This window comes from Streptomyces sp. NPDC048106 (genome assembly GCF_040706415.1).
Taxonomy (GTDB): Bacteria; Actinomycetota; Actinomycetes; order Streptomycetales; family Streptomycetaceae; genus Streptomyces.
The window spans coordinates 17,913-38,544 of the sequence record NZ_JBEZND010000005.1 but is presented as its reverse complement, the minus strand read 5'-3'; the positions used below and the strand labels follow the sequence as shown (position 1 = coordinate 38,544).

Genomic DNA, 20,632 nt, shown 5'->3' with positions numbered 1-20,632 from the left:
CTCGCCAGAGCTGACGGCGAAAGTATGCGCAACCGTGATGCACTGCGGAGGAATCCGTTATCCGGACAGTGGGTAACGGTCCCCGGACACGGGTCAGTTGGGACACAACGCCGTAATGCCGCGGTTGGGGCGGTACGGCCGTAACGGCGTCCGATCCGGCGGAACCTCAGTAACCGCCGCGCACCGGTGGATAGCCGTACCCCGGCGTGGGGGACTGGAGTTGGGGCTGGGGCTGGGCGGCGGGCGCGGCGGCGTGGGCCTCGCGGTCGTAGAACGGGCGGGCTTGGGCCCGCATCCACATCACGACGGGGTCGTGGTCGTCGGTCAGCGCGACCGTGGACACCGGCAGCCCCTCCGGGACGGCGCCGACGGAGCCCTGCATCATCGCGCGCACCGAGTCGACCGCGGCGGGCGAGGTCTCGTACAGGTCCAGGCCGATGGCGAGGTACGGCGCCCCGAGCGCGGGCTGCACCCAGGCGCGGCGCAGGGAGCGCAGGGCCGGGGTGCGGTGGGCGTGCTGGGCGAGCAGGGCGTAGAACTGCGGGATCTCGATGCCGGGTTCGGACAGCCGGAGGGGGCCCGCGGGCTGCCGGTCCAGGCCGGTGGCGATGCGGCGCAGGTCCAGCCAGGGGATGCCGACGCCGCCGCCGGGGGCGTGCGGGTTGAGCCAGAGGCCGTAGTGGTCGGGATAGAGGGTGCGGGCGACGTCCAGGCCGTCGACGACCTCGTAGGAACGGTTCCAGCCGCTTGCGGAGAGTTCCTGGGCGGAGGTGACGCAGGGGGCGTAGTGGCAGCCGTCGACCTCCATGTCCCCGTACTGGGCGTCCGGGGAGCCGGCCTGGCCGTGCCACAGCAGCATCCAGATCTGGCCGGCGGAGGGGGTGGCGAGGGCGCGGAGGAGGGCCTCGTAGGCGTCGTAGCGTCCGGGCGTGACGTGGCGGAGCGTGTGTTCGACGCTTCCGCTGTGGGTGGCGCTCACCTGGTCATGCCCTTCTTTTCCTTCGTGCCCCGCGTGTGGAGGACAGCTTATGTGCCTGGTGGCCCGGGACCGGTTGTCCGTACGCGGGTACCGGGGCTACTGGATGTAGAAGGGCCTGACACTTGACTTCAGCCACTCCGCCACCGGGTCGTCCGTCACGTCGAGCAGGATCAGGTTGACCTGCCACGCGACGGGGACCTGGCCGAGGGCGCGGCCCAGGGCCTCCAGCGGAAGGGCGCGGAAGTCGCCTTCCCACTGGGAGAGTTCCACGCCGACGAACATGACCGGGTCGGCGGTCTCGACGGCGGCCAGGCAGCGGCGGGCGGTGCGCACCACGCCCGTCGCGGCGAACTCGGCGGACGCGGCGGAGAGGAAGTCGACCGGGTCGTCCTGCCAGTCGGGCTCGAAGAGGCGGACGCGGCCGCCGGTGGCGGGACCGTCCAGCGGGGTGTGGCCGGTGCGGCAGAGCTCGGCGACGGCCTCCGGCGGGAGCGGGATGCCGACCATGCCGCCGGGGTTGACCGCGATGCCCGCCTGCGGAGGCAGGCCGCGGGCGAACTCCACGGCCGGGGCGATGGTGTACGACATGTGGGAGCCGACCGCCTGGCGGAACTGCTCCTCGGAGCTGAACACCGGGACGTACGCCTGGCCGTCGATCTCCAGGGTGGGCAGGTCCAGCGGGCCGCTGCCCGGTCCGCCGCCGGACGGCAGCGGCACCCAGACGAAGCTGCGGCCGAGGACCTCGATGATCCGGCCGCCCGCCGCGGGTATGCCGAGGGAGGCCGACAGCACCTCCTCCAGTTCGTTGCCGGGCCAACCGCTGTGCGGGTGGGGGTGCGCCTGTGCCGGGAAGTCCGCGGGAATGTCCGCCGGGAAGTCCATCTGCCTACCGCCTGCTGGGAACAACTTGCTGTGACCATGAAGGCTAGCGGGTACCGGTGACGGAGCCGCACTCCTTGAACACGATCCGCTGTAGGGCGTCCGCCGCGGCCCGGTCGAGCAGCACCGCCGAGCCGCAGCCCGCGGGCACCTCGCCCCGCTCCAGCGCGCCGAGCAGGCGGGCCGTGGTGCGCCGGTGGCGGCCGAAGGCGCGGCGGGAGACGGTCCGGCCGCGCTCGCGCTGGCCCGCGCGGGCCGTCTCCTCGGGCACGTCCAGCAGGAGCAGGTGCAGGGTGCCGCCGCGGCGGCGGGCCGCGCGGACCAGCCAGGCGCGCACCCAGGGCTGGGTGCCGCAGTCGTGCACCGCCAGGCCCCCTCCCCCGCGCAGGGCACGGCTCAGCGCCACGTAGTGCGCGGCGCGGACCAGGGGGCGGTAGAGGGCGTACGGCAGGAGGCGGGGCAGGCGGGCGGCGAAGCGGGCCCGGGTGTCCTGGGAGTCGACGCGGTGGACGGTGACCGCGCGGCGCATCAGCGTGGACTTGCCGCTGCCGGGCAGGCCGGTGAGCACCACGAGGTCGCGGGGGCCGAAGTGGAGGGCGCGCGGGCTCCGGGCCGCCCGGTCGCGCAGGTCGAGCACGAGGGGCGCGGGGCGGGCGGCCGGGTGCTCGCGGGCCACGGGGTCTCTCGGCGCCGGGACGCGGGTCGCGTGCGCCGTGGTCCTGTTCACCGTGATCGTCCTCCCCCTTGATGGTTCGGTAATCTCCATACCCAGCGGGCGTAAAGGGAAGGTAATGGCCGGTGTGCCACGGGCGGGTGCGCGTACCGCCACAGGTCGGTTACGGATGCGGCCCCTGACGGGCGGGCGCGCGACGTGCAATGATGTGGCCGCCAACTGCATACCGGCCGCTTGAATCCGCGCGGGAGAGTCCCCGGCAGCTTCGCTGGGGCGCCGAAGGAGCAAGTCCCTCCCTTGAATCTCTCAGGCCCCGTTACCGCGCGGGCGAGGCACATCTGAAAAGCGGGCCGCTGTGTCAGTGGCTCCACCCAAGGTGCAAACCGTGATCGCCCCCGTGGCGGTCCCGGCGAACCTCTCAGGTTCCGATGACAGATGGGGAGGAAAGTTCCTCGCCCCATCCCTGTTGCCCTGGGAGACGACCGACCGATGAGCAGTACCGAACTCCGACACACCGCGCTGGACGCCGTGCACCGTTCGCTCGGTGCGACGATGACCGACTTCGCGGGCTGGGACATGCCCCTGCGCTACGGCTCCGAGCGCGACGAGCACGTGGCCGTGCGGACCAGGGCGGGCCTGTTCGACCTCTCCCACATGGGCGAGATCACCGTGACCGGCCCCGAGGCGGCCGACTTCCTGAACGTGGCCCTGGTCGGCAACATCGCCTCCGTCGGCGTCGGCCGCGCCCGCTACACGATGATCGTCCAGGCCGACGGCGGCATCCTGGACGACCTGATCGTCTACCGGCTGGCCGAGACCGAGTACATGGTCGTCGCCAACGCCTCCAACGCCCAGGTGGTCCTGGACGCCCTGAGCGAGCGGTCCGGCGGCTTCGAGGCCGAGGTGCGCGACGACCGGGACGCCTACGCGCTGATCGCCGTCCAGGGCCCGGCCTCCCCCGGCATCCTGAAGTCCCTCACCGACGCCGACCTCGACGGCCTGAAGTACTACGCGGGCCTGCCCGGCACCGTGGCCGGCGTCCCCGCGCTGATCGCCCGCACCGGCTACACCGGCGAGGACGGCTTCGAGCTGTTCGTGAAGCCGGAGCACGCCGTCGAGCTGTGGCAGGCGCTGACCAAGGCCGGCGAGGGCGTCGGCCTGGTGCCGTGCGGACTGTCCTGCCGGGACACGCTGCGCCTGGAGGCGGGCATGCCGCTGTACGGGCACGAGCTGAACACCTCGCTGACCCCCTTCGACGCCGGGCTCGGCCGCGTGGTCAAGTTCGAGAAGGAGGGCGACTTCGTGGGGCGCGCGGCGCTCGTCGAGGCCGCCGCCCGCGCCGAGCAGAACCCCCCGCGCGTCCTCGTCGGCCTGATCGCCGAGGGCCGTCGCGTCCCGCGCGCCGGGTACCCGGTGGTCGCCGGCGGCGAGGTGATCGGCGAGGTCACCTCCGGCGCGCCCTCCCCCACCCTGGGCAAGCCGATCGCCATGGCCTACGTCGACGCGGCGCACGCGGCGCCCGGCACCGAGGGCGTCGGCGTGGACATCCGCGGTACCCACGAGCCGTACGAGGTCGTGGCGCTGCCGTTCTACAAGCGCCAGAAGTAGACAGCGAGCCGGTCGCGCCCCGCCCGGTGCCGGGCGGGTACGTGACCCTGCGCACATTCGCCCGCCCACCGGCGGTCCCCCACCTCCCCCCGTCATCAGCACTCCCGCGCGTACAGGAGAATTCAGGCCATGAGCAACCCCCAGCAGCTGCGCTACAGCAAGGAGCACGAGTGGCTGTCGGGCGCCGAGAACGGCGTCTCGACGGTCGGCATCACCGAGTTCGCGGCCAACGCGCTCGGCGATGTGGTCTTCGCCCAGCTCCCCGAGGTCGGCTCCGCCGTCGAGGCGGGCGAGACCTGCGGTGAGCTGGAGTCCACCAAGTCGGTCTCCGACCTGTACTCCCCGGTCACCGGCGAGGTCACCGCGGTCAACGAGAACGTCGTCGACGACCCGTCGCTGGTGAACTCCGAGCCCTTCGAGGGCGGCTGGCTGTTCAAGGTACGCGTCACGGACGAGCCGGCCGACCTGCTCTCCGCCGACGAGTACGACGCCCACACCGCCGGCTGAGGAGTCGTAGCCGTATGACTGTCCTGAACACGCCCCTGCACGAGCTGGACCCGGAGATCGCCGCCGCGGTCGACGCGGAGCTGGCCCGCCAGCAGTCCACCCTCGAGATGATCGCGTCCGAGAACTTCGCGCCGCTCGCGGTGATGGAGGCGCAGGGCTCGGTCCTCACCAACAAGTACGCCGAGGGCTACCCGGGCCGCCGCTACTACGGCGGCTGCGAGCACGTCGACGTCGCCGAGCAGATCGCCATCGACCGGATCAAGGAGCTGTTCGGCGCCGAGTACGCCAACGTGCAGCCCCACTCCGGCGCCTCCGCCAACCAGGCGGCCCTGTTCGCGCTGGCCCAGCCCGGGGACACCATCCTCGGCCTGGACCTGGCGCACGGCGGCCACCTGACCCACGGGATGCGGCTGAACTTCTCCGGCAAGCAGTTCGACGTGGTCGCGTACCACGTGGCCGAGGAGACCGGCCTGGTCGACATGGCCGAGGTCGAGAAGCTCGCCAAGGAGCACCGCCCCAAGGTGATCATCGCGGGCTGGTCGGCGTACCCGCGGCAGCTCGACTTCGCCGAGTTCCGCCGGATCGCGGACGAGGTCGGCGCGTACCTGTGGGTCGACATGGCGCACTTCGCGGGCCTGGTCGCCGCCGGTCTGCACCCGAACCCGGTCGAGTACGCGGACGTGGTCACCTCCACGACGCACAAGACCCTCGGCGGCCCGCGCGGCGGCGTCATCCTCGCGAAGAAGGAATTCGCGAAGAAGCTGAACTCGTCCGTGTTCCCGGGCTTTCAGGGCGGTCCCCTGGAGCACGTGATCGCGGCGAAGGCGGTGTCCTTCAAGGTCGCCGCGTCCGAGGAGTTCAAGGAGCGCCAGCGCCGTACGGTGGACGGTGCGCGCATCCTGGCCGAGCGCCTGACGGCCCCGGACGCCCGCGAGGCCGGGGTGAACGTGCTGTCCGGCGGCACGGACGTGCACCTGATCCTGGTCGACCTGCGCGCGTCCGAGCTGGACGGGCAGCAGGCCGAGGACCGGCTCCACGAGATCGGCATCACGGTCAACCGCAACGCGGTCCCGAACGACCCGCGCCCCCCGATGGTCACCTCGGGCCTGCGGATCGGCACCCCGGCGCTCGCCACCCGCGGCTTCACGGCCGAGGACTTCGCCGAGGTCGCGGACGTGATCGCCGAGGCGCTCAAGCCGTCCTACGACGCGGAGTCCCTCAAGGCCCGGGTCGGCGCCCTGGCCGACAAGCACCCGCTGTACCCGGCTCTGAACAAGTAAGTCCCCCGGTGGGGCACTCGACGGAGAGTGCCCCACCACTGCCCCAAGGAGTGACCGTGGCCATCTCGGTCTTCGACCTGTTCTCGATCGGCATCGGCCCGTCCAGCTCCCACACGGTCGGTCCGATGCGCGCGGCGCGCATGTTCGCCCGCCGGCTGCGCAACGAGGACCTGCTGGCCTCGGTCGCGTCCCTGCGCTGCGAGCTGTACGGCTCGCTCGGCGCGACCGGACACGGCCACGGCACCCCCAAGGCGGTCCTGCTGGGTCTGGAGGGCGCCTCCCCGCGCACGGTGGACGTGGAGACGGCCGACGACCGGGTCGAGTCGATCAGGCAGGCGGGCCGGCTCTCCCTCCTCGGCGAGCACGAGATCCCCTTCTCCTTCGACGACGACCTGGTCCTGCACCGCCGCAAGGCCCTGCCGTACCACGCCAACGGCATGACCATATGGGCGTACGACGCCTCGGGCGCCGAGCTGCTCACCAAGACGTACTACTCGGTGGGCGGCGGCTTCGTCGTGGACGAGGACGCGGTCGGCGCGGACCGGATCGTGCTGGACGACACGGTCCTGAAGTACCCCTTCCGCACCGGCGACGAGCTGCTGCGCCTGACGAAGGAGACCGGGCTCTCGATCTCCTCGCTGATGCTGGAGAACGAGCGGGCCTGGCGCACCGAGGAGGAGATCCGGGCCGGCCTGCTGGAGATCTGGCAGGTGATGCGGGCGTGCGTGCAGCGCGGTCTGACCCGCGAGGGCATCCTGCCGGGCGGGCTCAAGGTCCGCCGCCGGGCGGCCGGCTCCGCGCGCCAACTGCGCGCCGAGGGTGAGCCGCTGGCCCGCGCCATGGAGTGGATCACGCTCTACGCGATGGCGGTGAACGAGGAGAACGCGGCCGGCGGCCGGGTGGTGACCGCCCCGACGAACGGCGCGGCCGGCATCATCCCCGCGGTCCTGCACTACTACATCAACTTCGTGCCGGGCGCCGACGAGGACGGCGTGGTCCGCTTCCTGCTGGCCGCGGGCGCCATCGGCATGCTCTTCAAGGAGAACGCCTCCATCTCCGGCGCCGAGGTCGGCTGCCAGGGCGAGGTCGGCTCCGCGTGCTCCATGGCGGCGGGCGCGCTGGCCGAGGTGCTGGGCGGCACGCCCGAGCAGGTGGAGAACGCGGCCGAGATCGGCATGGAGCACAACCTGGGCCTGACCTGCGACCCGGTCGGCGGTCTCGTCCAGATCCCGTGCATCGAGCGCAACGGCATGGCCGCGGCGAAGGCGGTCACGGCGGCCAGGATGGCGATGCGCGGGGACGGCTCCCACATGGTCTCCCTCGACAAGGTCATCAAGACCATGAAGGAGACCGGCGCGGACATGTCGGTCAAGTACAAGGAGACGGCGCGGGGCGGGCTCGCGGTGAACATCATCGAGTGCTGAGGGGCGCGGACTCTCGGCGGCTGTCGTCCGCCACGCGGGACGTGACGTGAGGACGCCGCGGCCCGAAGGCTTCGAGCCGGACCCCGTCGAGACGGCCGAGGCTGCCGGCCTCCACGGCCGGGTCGTCATCGGCCCGGCCCGCTGAGACCGGACGCCAGGAAGGGGCGCAGCAGGGCGAGCAGCGCCCGCGGCCGGTGCGCCGGGATGATGTGGCCGCAGTCCGCGAGGACGTGCCCGGTGAGGTCGTCGGCGATCGGACGGAGCTGGTGTTCCAGCGCCGCGCCGACAGGATGCGCGCCCACCGCCATCGAAGGCGTCTCGCGGTGGCGGACGCAGCCCCTCGCCGAGGGTGCCGGTGCGGAGGAACCAGTCGACGTAGTGGGCCTCTCGGCCTTCCAGGACCGTCTCGGCCAGGCCCGGAACGGCGTGGAAGCCGAACCACCACGGAAGCCCTCCGGCGAGGAAATCCTCGGCGCCGGGCAGCCTGCCCAGCAAGGACTCCATGACGACGAGCCGCCGCACCCGGTCGGGACGGCGCAGGGCGAGGAGGAAGGCCGGCGGGGTGCCGGCGTCGATGCCCACCACGGCGGCCGATGGCACCCCGAGCGCCGTGAGCAGGGCCGCTGCGTCGTCGGCCAGGGACTCCGCGTCGTACCCGGTCGCGGCCCGGCCGCTCGCGCCGAACCCCCGCGGGTCCGGCGCGATGACCCGGTACCGGTCGGACAGGTCCGCCATGACCTCCGTCCACACTTCCCAGGTGTGGGGGAAGCCGTGCAGCAACAGGACGGCCGGACCCGAACCGGCCACAGGTGGTGAGCCGCAGGTGACCACAGCGACTGCGGATCGGCGCGGAGACCTTCGATGGCGGTCGAGGTGCTGGCCGAGGCGGCCCCGGCGGAGGTCCGCTTCGCCGAACTGCGGCGTCGCATGCCGGGCATCTCCCAGAAGATGCTCTCCGTCACCCTGCGGAGCCTCGTCCGCGACGGCCTGGTGTCCCGCCGTGTGGAACCCACCGTGCCGCCCGGCGTCCACTACCGGCTCACCGGCCTCGGCCTGTCGCTCGAAGGCCCGCTGTCCGCGCTGCGCACCTGGGCCGCGGCGCACATGCCGGAGGTCGAGCGCAACAACCGGTTGGCCGACGACATCGACCGGCTCGCCGATGAGATCCGAGCGTAGGAACACTCGGTTCCCGCGTCCGCGGTGGGACGGCGAACCGCCCCGCTCCCCTGTCCGGGGGTGCGGGGCGGTTCGCCGGGTGACGGGGCGGGTTGTCAGCCGTCGTGGTGGGACGTGCTCTTCGTGGTCACGGTGATGGTGGCCCTGGCGGGCTCGCTGACGACCTGGTGGCCGTTCGGGTCGGTGCCCGCGGCGGTCGCGGTGTTGGTGACGCGGCAGACCTCGCAGTCCTCGCCCTTGCCGTATCCCTTCGTGTCCTTGCGGCAGTCCTGGAGATCGGCGCGAGCGATCGTGTAGGTGCCGTGGCAGGTGGTGCTCCGGCCGGCCGCGAGGGTGGTCGAGTCGCAGGTGACGTGGGTGACGTGGTCGTCGCGGACCAGTACGTCGGTCAGCTCCGTGTCACCGGTGTTGGTGACCGTGTAGGCGTACCGCACCTGGTCCCCGACGCGGAACGGGCCCTGTGAGACGACCCGCTTGGCCAGGGTCAGTCCGGCGGCCTGCTGCTGCCGGACGGTGACGGTGGCCGTGGCCTGGTCGCTGGCGACCTCCTGGCCGCCGGGCTCGAACGCCGTGGCCTGGGCCAGGTTGGTGAGCGCGCAGCCGCCCGCGACCGGCCGGCACGGGGTGATGTCGGCCTCGGTGATCACGTGGCTGCCGTGGCAGGTGGTGGTCTGGTCGGGGGCGAGGCTGGTCGTGCCGCAGGTGACGCCGGTGACCTGGTCGTCCGTGACGGTCACGGAGTGCAGGGCGGTGTTGCCGGTGTTGGTGACCGTGTAGACGTAGTCGACCGTGTCGCCGATCTGGAAGGGACCGGTGGACTCTGCCCGCTTGGCCAGGCCGAGGGACGGGTGCGGTGCCTCCTCGACGACCACCACGACCGGCTCGGAGACCGAGGGCGGGCAGCTGTCGTCGCCCTGGTAGTGGGCGGTGATCCGGTGGGCGCCCAGGGCGAGGTCCGTGGTGGTGAGGGTGGCGGTGCCGTCGGGGCCGAGGGTGGCGGTGCCGATCCGGGTGTCGTCGTCGTAGAAGAAGACGTCACCGGTGGGTGTCCCGGTGGAGCAGGTCACGGTCGCGGTCAGGGTGACCGGTTCGCCGGGCGCCGCGGTGGTCGGGGAGGCCGTGAGTGTCGTCGTGCTCTCCGCGGCCTGGGAGGGGACGACGGCGAGGGAGTGGTAGTTGCCGGCGCCGACGGCCGTGGCGACGGCCCCTTCGGGCAGCTCCACCAAGACCGGCTCGGTGCGGTTGACGGTGGTGCCGTCGCCGACCTGGCCGTAGCGGTTGTATCCCCAGGCCAGCACCTGGCCCGTGGCGGTCAGCGCGATCGTGTGGTCGTCGCCGCCGGTGATCGCCGTGACGGTGGTGCCCTCGGGCAGGTGGACCAGGACCGGCACCGTGCGGCGGGTGGTCGTGCCGTCGCCCAGCTGGCCGTAGGTGTTGTCCCCCCAGGCCAGTACCTGGCCGGTGGACGTCAGCGCGAAACTCTGGAACCCGTGGGCTCCGGCGACCGAGGTGACGACGACGTCCGCGGGCAACTGGACGGTGACGGGCAGGCTGCTGCTGGTGGTGGTGCCGTTGCCGAGCTGGCCGGAGCCGTTGTAGCCCCAGGCGAGCACCTGGCCGGTGGAGGTCAGCGCCAGGCTGTGGTCGTCGGCTCCGGCGATCGAGGTGACCGTGGTGCCGGCGGGCACATGGACCGGCACCGGCTCGTTGCGGCTGGTCGTCGTGCCGTCGCCGAGCTGGCCGAAGTCGTTGTCGCCCCAGGCGAGCACCTCGCCGGTGGAGGTCAGCGCCAGGGCGTGACCGGCTCCGCTGGAGATCGCGGTGACCGTGGTGCCGGCGGGCAGGTGCACGGCCACCGGCACGTTGCTTTCGCCGCCGGTCACGCCGTTGCCCAGCTGGCCCCATTCGTTGTAACCCCAGGCCAGCACCTGGCCCGCCGAGGTCAGCGCGAGCACGTAGTCGTCGCCGGACGCGATGGCCGTGACCGTGGTGCCGGCGGGCAGATGGACCTGGACGGGTGTCGTGCTGTCGGTGAAGGTGCCGTCGCCGAGCTGTCCGACGTCGTTCTGACCCCACGCCAGGACCTGGCCGGTGGAGGTCAGCGCCACCGAGTGGCCGTACCCGCCGGCCACCGCGGTGGCGGTGGTGCCGACCGGCAGCTCGGCCTGGATCGGCACCGTACTGCCCGGTTGGGTGCTGGGGGTGGTGGTCCCGTTGCCCAACTGCCCGTACTGGTTGCGGCCCCAGGTCCACACGTCACCGCCGACGGGGGCCGCGACGGCCGGCGTCACGGCGGACGAGGCGACCGCCAGCACGAAGGCCGTCACCGCCGCCGCGATGTACCACGAGACGGACCGCAGCGCGTGCGGCAACCGCCGAGGCGTGCCCGTAAGCCTGCCCCTGAAACACGATTCCACGACAGCCCCTCCTGGGGGTTTGGGATGGCGCCGATTCCACGGCACATTTCTCGTGATCAGGATTTAGCAGATATAACGCTGAAACGGTCATAACGCGACCTGAATCATCCCTCATTCGGACGCCAGGATCCGTCGGCCCTTGCCGGTCCGGCCTGCTGACCTGGCGTGAGTTTCCAGGGGGCCGGGCAGGGGGCACTAACTGGGCATGCTCCACGGCATCGACGTAAGTTCCTTCCAGTCCACGTCATACGACACGGACGGTCTCTCCTTCGTCTTCATGAAGGCGACCGAGGGCCGCTCGTACGTCAACCCCCGCCTCACCGCCCAGACGAAGACCGGCCGCGACGCCGGGCTGGTCGTCGGCTTCTACCACTTCCTGTGGCCGGGCAACCTCACGGCCCAGGCCGACTACTTCCTCAAGCACGCCCCGGAACGCGCCGGCGACATCCTCGCCGTCGACTGGGAGACCACGAGCGACGGCACCCACGCCAGCAACGCGGAGAAGGACAGCTTCATCCGCAAACTGAAGCAACTGAGGCCGCACAACCGGGTGTTGCTCTACTGCAATCGCCAGTTCTGGCTCAACATCGACCGGACGTCCTACGCCGGCGACGGCCTGTGGATCGCCGACTACGTCACCGCGGGCAAGCCCCGCATCAAGGCGAAGTGGCGCATCCACCAGTACTCGAGCCAGCCCCACGACAAGGACCTGGCCGACTTCTCCTCCAAGGCGGCGATGAAGGAATGGGCGGCCGGCTGACGCACACAGGGGTGCCCGCTCCATGAAGAAGGGGCACCCCTGCCGGGCCTGGTCACTTGTTCAGGTAGGTCCAGAACTCGTCGAAGGACAGGACCTGGTCGCCGTTGAGGTCGCGGGTCTTGATGATGGCCTCCGCGACCGCGTCGGTGACGTTCCAGTCGCCTCCCTGGGCCAGGGCGGACTTGAACTCGGCCGCGGTGATGAAACCGTCGCCGTCCACGTCGATCCGCTGGAATTCCTTGCGTGCTTCCTCGATGTCCGCCACCGATCCGCCCCTTTTGTTCGTTGTTCTCATGCCGTGCAGGCGTTCTGACGCTGGTCAGATTAGCCGTCCGCACGGGCGCGCAGTGCGGCGACCACCCAGGCGAAGTCCTCGGCGTGCGGGGGCGCGGGGGCGCGGTTGACGAGGGCGATGAGTTCGCGGTAGCGGGCGAGACGCTCGTTGAAACCGGCGGCCATGCGCTCCAGTACGGCCCCGCGGTCGGCGTCCCCGAAGAGCTCGTCCAGCACCGCCCCCGCCTCGGGCGACTCCGGGACGACGCCGTGCGCGCGGGCCGGGGCCACCAGGTCCACCATGCGCTTGGCGAACCAGAGCGAGCGGCCGGGCGCCTCCCCCGGCGTCCCGTCCGCCGCGTTGAACTCCATCGCCCGGCGCATCTGGGCACGGAAGTCCGGGTCCTGGAGCATCTCCGCCAGCTCCACCCAGGCGTCGACCTCTTCGGGGGTGGGGTCGTCCGCCAGGTCGACGGTGGTGGCGCGCAGGCGTTCCCGGACCTCGGGGTCCACGGCGTCGAGCCCCTGGAGGGCCTCCGCCACGAACTCCGCCATGATCCGCTGTCGTTCGGCCGCCGACAGCCGGGCCAGTTTGTTCATCAGGGTCATCTCCTTCGCGGTCGAGTCGCGTCGCGCGACGGACGACAGCACCGCGCGGGTCACCTTCAGCGACCTGATCTGCGCGTCCAGCGCCGCCACATGCGTCGCCGCGACCTCCGCCACGGTCCGCTCCCCCGCCAGCACCCGGCGCACGTCCTCCAGGCCGAGACCCAGCTCCCGCAGGGTCCGGATCAGCTCCAGGCGGGCGACGCTCGCGGCGTCGTACAGCCGGTAGCCGCCCGGGGAGCGGGTCACCGGGGCGAGCACGCCCTCGTCGGACCAGTAGCGGATGGTGCGCACGGTCAGTCCGGTGGCCCGCGCCAGCTCGCCGATGGTGAGAAGTCCGGTGCCGTCGTCGTTCATGTCTGGGAGTCTGGGCCTTCCAGTGGGTGGAGACTCAAGGAGCGGTGCGCCTTGGAGACCTTGCGGGACCTTCTCGACGGCGTGGCGCGGGGCGTCTTCCCGCCGGCGGACGGCCGTACGACGATCCTGCCGCAGCCCTCGCCGCGCGACGCGGGTGTGCTGGGGTTCACCGCGCACTCCGTCGTCGTCACCGACGAGGACCCCGCGTGGGTGTACGAGGCGCTGCGCGGCCTGGACTGCGACCCGCTGGCGGCCGCCCTGCACCCGCGCTTCCTGGCCGCGCTCCTCGAACGCACCGGGCGGCGGTCGGAGACGGTGGACGCGCTGCTGGTGGGCTCCCCGCTGGCGGGCGCGCCGCCGCTGCCGCTGACGGAGATCCGGGACGCCGGCCACCCGCGGATCCGGTACGCGCGCGAGCGCCGCGACGAGGTGCGGGCCTGGCGGGCGGACGGCGGAGTGCTGGTGACGGGTCGCGGGCTGGCCGGGCGGCTGGAGGTCGCGGTGGAGGTGGACGAGGCCGCCCGGACGCGCGGCCTGGGCCGGCTCCTGGCCGGCGCGGCCCGGCACCTGGCCGAGGAGCCGCTGTGGGCGCAGGTGGCACCGGGGAACGCCCGGAGCCTGCGGGCGTTCCAGGCAGCCGGCTACCGCGCCGTCGCCGCGGAGCTGCTCCTTCGACGGTAACCACCGGCACACCCGGCCGGACGACGGCCACGGCCCACTCCGCGGCACGCGCCCGTACCGCCGCCTCCCCTCGCCGGAAGAACCCACGCGCCCGCCGAACACCGCCTCCCGGCGACCGGGACCACCACACACCCGCGCCCGACGCCCGGCCACCGCCTCGGGGCAGGGGACACCCACGCCACCCCGGTGAACCACGCGGCCACGGCGAATCGCCTGCGGGCCCGGGGGCCACCCCGCGGCACCCACCCGTACGGTCGCCCCCTCGGCGGAGAAACCCGCGCACCCACCGACCACCGCCTCCCGGCGACCGGGACCACCACACACCCGCGCCCGACGCCCGGCCACCGCCTCGGGCAGAGGACACCCACGCCACCCCGGTGAACCACGCGGCCACGGCGAATCGTCCGCGGACACTCGGCGGCCCGGACCACCACACGCCCCGCATCCGTGCCCGCGCCCCGTCACCCCCTCAGCGGAAGACGCCGGTGTGGCCCAGGGAGTAGCGGCCCGGTTGGGGGTAGACGGCGAGGCCGTGGGGGCCGCTGCCGACGGGGATGCGGGCCAGTTGCCTGCCGGTGCGGGTGTCGATGGCGTACACCTCGGCGTCGTAGCGGCCGGACAGCCACAGGACCTTGCCGTCGGCGGAGACGCCGCCCATGTCGGGGCTGCCGCCGCCGGGCAGTTCCCACTTCTTGGTGAGCCGGTTCCGGGCGAAGTCGAAGACGGAGATGGTGCCCTCGCCCCGGTTGGAGATGTACATCTCGCGGGAGTCGCGGCTGACGTAGAGGCCGTGCGCGCCCTTGCCGGTGGGCAGGAGCGTCGGCTTGGTGAACCTGTCGCCGTCCATGACCCACACCCCGTTGGCCATCATGTCGGCGATGTAGAACCGCTTGCCGTCCGGGGAGACCTTGACGTCCTGCGGCATGGAGCCGTGGACGGGCAGCTTCTCCTGCCGGAGCACCTCCATCTTCGCGGTGTCGACCTTGAGGATCTCGCCGCTGAACTCGCAGGAGACGATGAAGTAGCGGCCGTCACGGGAGAAGTCCGCGTGGTTGACGCCGTAGCAGCTGACCGGCAGCGCCTTGACGGTCCGCATGGTGTGCGCGTCGCGGAAGACCAGTTCGCGGTCCATGGACGCCATGACGATCGCGTACCTGCCGTCGGGCGTGAAGTACAGGTTGTACGGGTCGTGCACCGCGACCGGCTTGCCCGCCTTGCCGGTGCGCGGGTCGAGGGGGGTCAGGCTGTTGCCGAGGTCGTTGTTGACCCACAGGGTCTTCAGGTCCCAGGAGGGCACGACGTGCTGGGGCTGGCGGCCGACCGGGATGGTGCCGATGACCTTGTAGGTCCTGGGGTCGATGACGGTGACGGTGTCGGAGTTGGTGTTGGGGACGTACACCCGGGAGGGGAAGTCCCTGACGACCGGGGAGAGCCGGTTCGGCCGGTCGGCCGAGTAGATGTCCGCCGGGTCCTCGACCGGGGGCATGCCGGGCAGGACGTCCACCCGCGCCTGGTTCATCTTCGGCCGGGCCGGCGGTTCGCTGGCGGGGGTCCCCTTCTCGTGGGGCGCGCTCGGGCCGCTGCACGCGGACACCAGGGCCAGCACGGCGAGGACGGCACCGGCGGCCGTCCGGCGGGCGGCTTTCGTGGTTCGCATCAGCTCAGCAGCTCCGTGGTGGTGACGGCGCGCAGTTCGCGGCGGCCGAGTTCCGTGAGGACGTCGGGGAGGGCGGCGACCGTGTCCTCGTATCCGAAATGCAAACTCACCACCGAGCCCCCGCGCACCTCCGAGAGGACCTTGCGGGTGACGGCGGCGGCGCCGGGGCGGGTGTAGTCGAGCGAGTCGACGTCGTACGACAGCACGTGCGGGTAGCCCGCCCGGCGGGCCAGTGCGGTGACGAGCGGGGAGGCGGTGGGTGAGCGGGAGGGCCGGAACCAGGTGCCGATGGAGCCGGTGAGCCGGCTGAGCCGGTCGGCGCAGTCGGTGATCTCCTTGCGGGCCTCGGCCTCGGCGAGATCGTTGACGGAGATGTGCCGCTGGGTGTGGTTGCCGAGGTCGTGGCCGCCGTCGAGGACGCGGCGGGCGATCTCGGGGTGTTCGTCCAGCCAGGTGCCGACGGCGAGCACGGTGAGCCGGGCGCCGTGCTGTTCGGCGGTGGTGAGCAGGGCGTGGGCGATGCCGGGGTCGCCCTGGCCATGGAAGGTGAGGGCGACCAGGGGGCGGGTGCGCGGGCCGTGGGTGATCTGGGCGGGCAGGCCGGGGTACGCGCGGGGGGCGGGGGCCGGGCGGGGGGCGGCGGGCGGGTCCGGCACGGCGGTGGCGGGCGCGGCGGGGGACTTCACGGCGGCGGCGGTCGTCGGGGCCGTGCCGCATCCGGTGGCGAGCGCGCCGCCCGCGAGGAGCCCGGCACCCGCGCGCAGCGCGTCGCGACGGTTGGTGGTGGTCACCCGCGCCATTTAAGGGATGAAAAGTAAGAAATGCACGAATCGACCGATTCGGGTTCTGGAGTCGCGCCGCTCCGCTACCGCTCGTTCACCCGCATCTCGAACCACGTCGTCTTGCCGCGCGGCAGCAGATCGACACCCCAGCGGTCGGACAGCTCGTCGACCAGGAAGAGCCCACGGCCGCTGATGTCCAGATCCTGGACCGGCATCAGGCAGGGCAGCCCCCTGGAGGGGTCGCGCACCTCGACGCGCATCCAGCCGGGGCGGCAGCGCATGCGCAGGCCGAAGACGCGGGCGCCGGTGTGCCGTACGGCGTTGCCGACCAGTTCGGACACGAGCAGGACCGTATCCTCGGTCAGTTGGGGGGAGAGCCGCCAGGTGCGCAGGACCACGACCTGGGCGAGGCGGCGGGCGGTGGCGGCGGATTCCGGGCGGGACGGCAGCCGCACCTCTCGCTCCGTCGGATTGCCGAACAGTTCGAGCGCTTTGAGCGCCTGTTCGTCTTCGACCGTGGGCGACCAGCGTGCCGCGGACGCGCGGCTGTGTCCCCGCGGCTGCTCGATGCCCTCCAGCCCCGCCATGCCCCCATGATGGCCGCCGGGAACCGTCTTGGGGGCCGTTCCGGAGGAATGCGCCCCCTGTGCACCCCTGCTCCGTGCCGCGCGACCGGCATATGCCGATGACATGTCACCGGCCGCTACGCCCCCGCTGAGCTGCGAGGACGACTCACTTTCGGGCAATCGCGGGGCTCCCTCGACCGGGCGGACTTAAGGGCGCCTCCAGGCTCCCACAATCCGCCCCATCGAGGGACGCGTATAAGACGGCACGTCAACTACTTGTGGCACCAGGGCAGTTCAGTTGCGTGTTGAAGGAACGCGGGGACGCCCGTGGCCAACCCACCGCCGGTCAGAGGAACTTGGCCTTGCCCGGGCCCTCTTCGACGAAGCTGCGCATGCCGCGCCCGCGGTCCTCGGTGGCGAACAGGCCCGCGAACCAGTTGCGCTCGACGGCGAGACCGGTGTCGAGGTCGGTCTCCAGGCCGACGTCGACGGCCTCCTTCGCCGCGCGCAGCGCGATGGCCGGGCCCTGGGCGAGCTTCGCGGCCCAGGCGTGCGCCTGCTCGTAGACCTCGGCGGCCGGGACGACCCGGTCCACCAGGCCGATCGCGAGGGCCTCGTCGGCCTTGACCATGCGGCCGGTGAAGATGAGGTCCTTGGCCTTGGAGGGGCCGACCAGGCGGGGCAGGCGCTGGGTGCCGCCGGCGCCCGGGATCAGGCCGAGCAGGATCTCGGGCTGGCCGAGCTTGGCGTTGTCGGCGGCGATGCGGTAGTCGGCGCACAGGGCGAGTTCGCAGCCGCCGCCGAGGGCATAGCCGGTGATGGCCGCGACGACGGGCTTGGGGATGCGGGCCACGGCGGTGAAGGCGTCCTGGAGGCCGCGGGAGCGCAGGACCATGGCGGCGTGGTCCATGTTCTGCATCTCCTTGATGTCCGCGCCCGCCGCGAACACCCGTTCCCCGCCGTAGATCACCACGGCGCGCACGTCGTCGCGGCGCGTGGCCTCCTCGGCGAGTTCCCTCAGCCGGTCCTGGGTGGCGACGTCCAGCGCGTTCATCGGGGGGCGGTCGAGACGCAGCGTGCCGACGCCTTCGGCGACATCAAGAGTGACGGTCATGCGGTTCAGGTTAACGGTGACTAACGGCGGCGGGCCCGGTGCCGTAGGTCACAGCACCGGGCCCGCACACCGCGCAGGCGCTACTTCTTCCAGTCGGCCCAGGACATGTTCCACCCGTTGAGCCCGTTGGCCGGGTCCACGGTCTTCTCGTTCGAGTGCTTGACGACCACCACGTCGCCCAGGATCGAGTGGTTGAAGAACCAGGCGGCCGGGGTCGAGGAGTCGTACCCGCCGCGGACGTCGCGCAGGCCGATGCAGCCGTGGCTGGCGTTGTAGTTGCCGAAGGCGCCGCCGCCCCAGTAGTTGCCGTGGGCGAAGGTGCCGGAGGTGGTCAGGCGCATGGCGTGCGGGACGTCCTTGATGTCGTACTCGCCGCCGTAGCCGACCGTCTCGCCGTTCATCCGGGTCACGGTCAGCTTCTGGCTGATGACCATCTGGCCGTTCCAGGTGTCGTAGCCCGCCTTGCCGGTGGTGACCGGGAGGGTCTTGACGACCTTGCCGTCGCGGGTGACCTTCATGGTGTGCGTGCGCGCGTCCACGACGGAGACCTGGCTGCGGCCGATGGTGAAGGACACCGTCTTGTGCTGCTTGCCGTAGACGCCGTCGCGGCCCTCGACGCCGTCGAGGTCGAGGTCGACGGTGACCTTGGTGCCGGACTTCCAGTAGTTCTCGGGGCGGAAGTCGAGGCGGTCGTTGCCGAACCAGTGGCCCTCGACGTCGACCGGCGGGTCCGTCTTGATCTTGACGGACTTCTCGACGGCCTCGGGGTGGGTGATGCCCCGGTTGAAGTCGATCGAGAACGGCATGCCGACGCCGACGGTGGATCCGTCCTCGGGCGTGAAGTAGCCGAGGAAGGTGCTCTTCGGGGTCAGGGTGGTGAAGCTGGAGTCCTTGGTGGTCTCGCGGCCGTCGGTGTCCTTGGCGACGGCGTGCACGGTGTACTTGGTGGCGGCGGCCAGATGGGCGGACGGCGTCCAGGAGGCGCCGTCGCCGGTGATGCTGCCGTCGACCTTCGCGCCCTTCGCGTCCTTGACGGTGACCTCGGTCAACTTCCCCTGGGACGCGCTGACTTTGAGGGTGCCGTCGGTGCCGACGCCCGTGGCACCGGACTCCGGGGCGATGCTGACGGCGGCCGTGGAGGGCCGGCCCTGCTGGGTCGCGGCGCCCTTGCCGTCGTCCTTGGCGCTCCCGCCTCCGCCCCCGCCCCCGCCGCACGCCGCGAGCGCCAGCACCAGGGAGCCGGCTATGAGCCCCCCTGCCGCGCGCCGCCGCCTCGCCACCGACGCCCCCGATATCGGCCGCACGTTCAAGTTGTTCTCCCCTCGCCGGGCCTGCTCGGCCCGCTCCCCACCACATCGGTGCGCGCATATTAACTGCCTGGATTTGAGCGGGGTGTCAGGCGAATGTCACCGTTCCGTCGCAACTTCCGCCTGTCACCCGCACCGTCCCCCCGCGCGTCGCCCGGTGGCGTTCCCCGTGGTTATCTCACCGCGGTACCCGCCTTCCATGCCTGCCAGGTCAGATTCCACCCGCCGAAGCCGTTGCCCGGATCGACGGTCTCGTCCTGGCTGTTGACGATCTCCACGATGTCGCCGACGAGGCTGCGGTCGAAGAACCACCCGGCGGGGGTGTCCGAACTGCCGCCCTGGACGTCCCTCAGGCCCACGCAGCCATGGCTGACGTTGGCCACGCCGGGGGCGGTCGGGTCCCAGTAGTTGCCGTGCAGGAAGGTGCCGGAGTCGGTGAGCCGCATGGCGTGCGGGACGTCGGGGATGTCGTACTCACCGCCGAAGCCGACCGTCTGACTGTTCATCCGGGTCTCCTCCAGCATGTCCATCACCACCATCTTGCCGTTGTAGGTGGGGTGGTCGGGGGCGCCCGCGGTGATCGGGACGGTGGCGAGGAGCCGGCCGTCGCGCCGCACCTCCATGGTGTGCGCCGCCGCGTCGACCAGGGAGGTCTGGCTGCGCCCGATGGTGAAGGAGAACGTCTTGGACTGGAGTCCGTAGACGCCCTTGGCGGCCTCGACGTCCCGCAGGCCGAGGGCGACGGTGACCTTGGTGCCGGGCTTCCAGTACTTCTCCGGGCGGAAGTCGAGCCGGTTCTTGCCGAACCAGTGGGCGCGGATCTCCACCGGGGGCCGCGCGCTGACGCGCACGGCGCGTTCGACGGCCGCCTTGTTCACGATGTCCGTGCTGAAGGCCAGGGAGACGATCTCCCCGGTGCCGACGACGGAGCGGTTCTCGGGGGTGGTGTAGGCGATGAACCGTTTGTCCGGGACGACGGTGGTGAAGGAGGTGTGCCGGGCCGAGCGGCGGCCCCGGGAGTCCAGCGCCACCGCGTCCACGGTGTACCGGGCGGCGAGCGCCAGCCGGTCGTCGTCCGGCCGCCAGGTCAGCCCGTCGGCGCTGAGGTGCCCGGGGACCGGGGTGGCCTGCGCGTCCTGTTCCCTGACGACCTTCACCTTCTCCAGCCGGCCGTCGGGCACCCGCACCCGTAGCCGCCGGCTCTGGGGGACGGCCGTGCTGCCGTCGTCCGGGGCGACTCCGATCGCGTCCCGGGGTGCCGGTGTCCCGCCGGGTCTGCCGCCCAGGCCCAGCGGGCCCGAGCCACCCGCGGAGCATCCGGCCAGCAGTCCGGCCCATGTCAGTACGGCCGCCAGTGCGGCCCCCGCGCGCCGAGCGCGTCCATGTACGTGCCTCACGCGGTACCCAACGACCGGGGACGCCCCGGGGAAACGTGAGTGCGACCCATGCGGTGGGCAGAACTGTGGGAAGGACGACACGCCGGGGAGCCGACCGCCGCGCCCGCACCGGAGCCGAGGGGCGCGGCCGCACCGGGTGGCCGGGTCCGCCGGCGGCCCGTGCGGCGGGCCGCGCCGGGTCCGTCCGGG

The 20,632-nt window shown here is 72.0% G+C and carries 18 protein-coding genes, 2 pseudogenes and 1 riboswitch; of the genes and pseudogenes, 7 read left to right on the top strand and 13 right to left on the bottom strand.

Annotated features, from left to right (window positions below):
* Positions 1-166: 166 nt before the first annotated feature.
* The 3 genes from AB0927_RS06380 to AB0927_RS06370 form a co-directional block, all read right to left on the bottom strand.
* On the bottom strand, positions 167-979 hold the full coding sequence (locus tag AB0927_RS06380; protein ID WP_366666392.1) for an enhanced serine sensitivity protein SseB C-terminal domain-containing protein: 813 nt from the start codon (positions 977-979) through the stop codon (positions 167-169).
* Positions 980-1,075: 96 nt separating this feature from the next.
* Positions 1,076-1,861 (bottom strand): enhanced serine sensitivity protein SseB, encoded by a 786-nt coding sequence (locus tag AB0927_RS06375; protein WP_366666391.1) that lies wholly within the window; start codon positions 1,859-1,861, stop codon positions 1,076-1,078.
* Between the two features lie 43 nt (positions 1,862-1,904).
* Positions 1,905-2,624, bottom strand: a complete 720-nt coding sequence (locus tag AB0927_RS06370; protein WP_366666390.1) for an AAA family ATPase — start codon at positions 2,622-2,624, stop codon at positions 1,905-1,907.
* A 142-nt stretch (positions 2,625-2,766) separates the two neighbouring features.
* Positions 2,767-2,863: riboswitch (glycine riboswitch) on the top strand.
* A 157-nt stretch (positions 2,864-3,020) separates the two neighbouring features.
* Between AB0927_RS06370 and gcvT the strand changes: the two genes are divergently transcribed.
* From gcvT to AB0927_RS06350, 4 genes are all read left to right on the top strand, one after another.
* Positions 3,021-4,139: a glycine cleavage system aminomethyltransferase GcvT gene (gene gcvT, locus AB0927_RS06365; protein WP_366666389.1), complete on the top strand. Its 1,119-nt coding sequence runs from the start codon at positions 3,021-3,023 to the stop codon at positions 4,137-4,139.
* 129 nt (positions 4,140-4,268) lie between these two features.
* A complete protein-coding gene (gene gcvH / locus AB0927_RS06360; RefSeq protein WP_366666388.1) occupies positions 4,269-4,646 on the top strand; it encodes a glycine cleavage system protein GcvH in 378 nt (125 codons plus the stop codon).
* A 14-nt stretch (positions 4,647-4,660) separates the two neighbouring features.
* Positions 4,661-5,926, top strand: a complete 1,266-nt coding sequence (gene glyA / locus AB0927_RS06355; protein WP_366666387.1) for a serine hydroxymethyltransferase — start codon at positions 4,661-4,663, stop codon at positions 5,924-5,926.
* A 56-nt stretch (positions 5,927-5,982) separates the two neighbouring features.
* A complete protein-coding gene (locus AB0927_RS06350; protein WP_366666386.1) occupies positions 5,983-7,350 on the top strand; it encodes an L-serine ammonia-lyase in 1,368 nt (455 codons plus the stop codon).
* Between the two features lie 125 nt (positions 7,351-7,475).
* Here the strand turns inward: AB0927_RS06350 and AB0927_RS06345 are convergent.
* A pseudogene (locus AB0927_RS06345) lies at positions 7,476-8,181 on the bottom strand (alpha/beta fold hydrolase).
* Between the two features lie 27 nt (positions 8,182-8,208).
* Between AB0927_RS06345 and AB0927_RS06340 the strand changes: the two are divergent.
* Positions 8,209-8,526, top strand: a pseudogene (locus tag AB0927_RS06340) (helix-turn-helix domain-containing protein); the annotation flags it as partial.
* A gap of 95 nt (positions 8,527-8,621) precedes the next feature.
* Here the strand turns inward: AB0927_RS06340 and AB0927_RS06335 are convergent.
* A complete protein-coding gene (locus tag AB0927_RS06335) occupies positions 8,622-10,898 on the bottom strand; it encodes an Ig-like domain repeat protein (RefSeq protein WP_366666385.1) in 2,277 nt (758 codons plus the stop codon).
* Between the two features lie 250 nt (positions 10,899-11,148).
* On the opposite strand from AB0927_RS06335, the gene AB0927_RS06330 reads away from it, so the two are divergent.
* Positions 11,149-11,703: a glycoside hydrolase family 25 protein gene (locus AB0927_RS06330; RefSeq protein WP_366666384.1), complete on the top strand. Its 555-nt coding sequence runs from the start codon at positions 11,149-11,151 to the stop codon at positions 11,701-11,703.
* Positions 11,704-11,755: 52 nt separating this feature from the next.
* On the opposite strand, the gene AB0927_RS06325 is transcribed toward AB0927_RS06330, so the two are convergent.
* On the bottom strand, positions 11,756-11,968 hold the full coding sequence (locus tag AB0927_RS06325) for an EF-hand domain-containing protein (protein ID WP_366666383.1): 213 nt from the start codon (positions 11,966-11,968) through the stop codon (positions 11,756-11,758).
* A gap of 59 nt (positions 11,969-12,027) precedes the next feature.
* A complete protein-coding gene (locus AB0927_RS06320; protein WP_366666382.1) occupies positions 12,028-12,939 on the bottom strand; it encodes a MerR family transcriptional regulator in 912 nt (303 codons plus the stop codon).
* 51 nt (positions 12,940-12,990) lie between these two features.
* Between AB0927_RS06320 and AB0927_RS06315 the strand changes: the two genes are divergently transcribed.
* On the top strand, positions 12,991-13,620 hold the full coding sequence (locus AB0927_RS06315; RefSeq protein WP_366666381.1) for a GNAT family N-acetyltransferase: 630 nt from the start codon (positions 12,991-12,993) through the stop codon (positions 13,618-13,620).
* 469 nt (positions 13,621-14,089) lie between these two features.
* Here the strand turns inward: AB0927_RS06315 and AB0927_RS06310 are convergent, their stop codons facing one another.
* The 6 genes from AB0927_RS06310 to AB0927_RS06285 all read right to left on the bottom strand — a co-directional run bounded on the left by AB0927_RS06310 (position 14,090) and on the right by AB0927_RS06285 (position 20,443).
* The gene (locus AB0927_RS06310; RefSeq protein ID WP_366666380.1) at positions 14,090-15,277 is read right to left on the bottom strand and encodes a beta-propeller fold lactonase family protein; all 1,188 of its coding nucleotides are present in this window, start codon (positions 15,275-15,277) and stop codon (positions 14,090-14,092) included.
* Positions 15,277-16,077 carry a polysaccharide deacetylase family protein gene (locus AB0927_RS06305; RefSeq protein WP_366666379.1) on the bottom strand — a complete coding sequence of 267 codons (801 nt, stop codon included), beginning with the start codon at positions 16,075-16,077 and terminating at the stop codon, positions 15,277-15,279. The genes AB0927_RS06310 and AB0927_RS06305 overlap by 1 nt, the downstream gene beginning before the upstream one ends.
* 65 nt (positions 16,078-16,142) lie before the next feature.
* Positions 16,143-16,646, bottom strand: a complete 504-nt coding sequence (locus tag AB0927_RS06300; RefSeq protein ID WP_366666378.1) for an ATP-binding protein — start codon at positions 16,644-16,646, stop codon at positions 16,143-16,145.
* Positions 16,647-16,971: 325 nt separating this feature from the next.
* Positions 16,972-17,739 carry an enoyl-CoA hydratase-related protein gene (locus tag AB0927_RS06295; RefSeq protein WP_366666377.1) on the bottom strand — a complete coding sequence of 256 codons (768 nt, stop codon included), beginning with the start codon at positions 17,737-17,739 and terminating at the stop codon, positions 16,972-16,974.
* Between the two features lie 80 nt (positions 17,740-17,819).
* Positions 17,820-19,049 carry an Ig-like domain-containing protein gene (locus AB0927_RS06290; RefSeq protein WP_366666376.1) on the bottom strand — a complete coding sequence of 410 codons (1,230 nt, stop codon included), beginning with the start codon at positions 19,047-19,049 and terminating at the stop codon, positions 17,820-17,822.
* A gap of 170 nt (positions 19,050-19,219) precedes the next feature.
* The gene (locus AB0927_RS06285; protein WP_366666375.1) at positions 19,220-20,443 is read right to left on the bottom strand and encodes an Ig-like domain-containing protein; all 1,224 of its coding nucleotides are present in this window, start codon (positions 20,441-20,443) and stop codon (positions 19,220-19,222) included.
* Positions 20,444-20,632 lie beyond the last annotated feature (189 nt).

What these genes read in the sequence shown, in the direction of transcription:
- AB0927_RS06375 (WP_366666391.1), bottom strand. Translation starts at nt 1,861, where the DNA reads ATGGACTTCCCGGCGGACATTCCCGCGGACTTCCCGGCACAGGCGCAC.
- AB0927_RS06370 (WP_366666390.1), bottom strand. Translation starts at nt 2,624, where the DNA reads ATGGAGATTACCGAACCATCAAGGGGGAGGACGATCACGGTGAACAGG.
- gcvT (WP_366666389.1), top strand. Translation starts at nt 3,021, where the DNA reads ATGAGCAGTACCGAACTCCGACACACCGCGCTGGACGCCGTGCACCGT.
- gcvH (WP_366666388.1), top strand. Translation starts at nt 4,269, where the DNA reads ATGAGCAACCCCCAGCAGCTGCGCTACAGCAAGGAGCACGAGTGGCTG.
- glyA (WP_366666387.1), top strand. Translation starts at nt 4,661, where the DNA reads ATGACTGTCCTGAACACGCCCCTGCACGAGCTGGACCCGGAGATCGCC.
- AB0927_RS06330 (WP_366666384.1), top strand. Translation starts at nt 11,149, where the DNA reads ATGCTCCACGGCATCGACGTAAGTTCCTTCCAGTCCACGTCATACGAC.
- AB0927_RS06320 (WP_366666382.1), bottom strand. Translation starts at nt 12,939, where the DNA reads ATGAACGACGACGGCACCGGACTTCTCACCATCGGCGAGCTGGCGCGG.
- AB0927_RS06310 (WP_366666380.1), bottom strand. Translation starts at nt 15,277, where the DNA reads ATGCGAACCACGAAAGCCGCCCGCCGGACGGCCGCCGGTGCCGTCCTC.
- AB0927_RS06305 (WP_366666379.1), bottom strand. Translation starts at nt 16,077, where the DNA reads ATGGCGCGGGTGACCACCACCAACCGTCGCGACGCGCTGCGCGCGGGT.
- AB0927_RS06300 (WP_366666378.1), bottom strand. Translation starts at nt 16,646, where the DNA reads ATGGCGGGGCTGGAGGGCATCGAGCAGCCGCGGGGACACAGCCGCGCG.
- AB0927_RS06295 (WP_366666377.1), bottom strand. Translation starts at nt 17,739, where the DNA reads ATGACCGTCACTCTTGATGTCGCCGAAGGCGTCGGCACGCTGCGTCTC.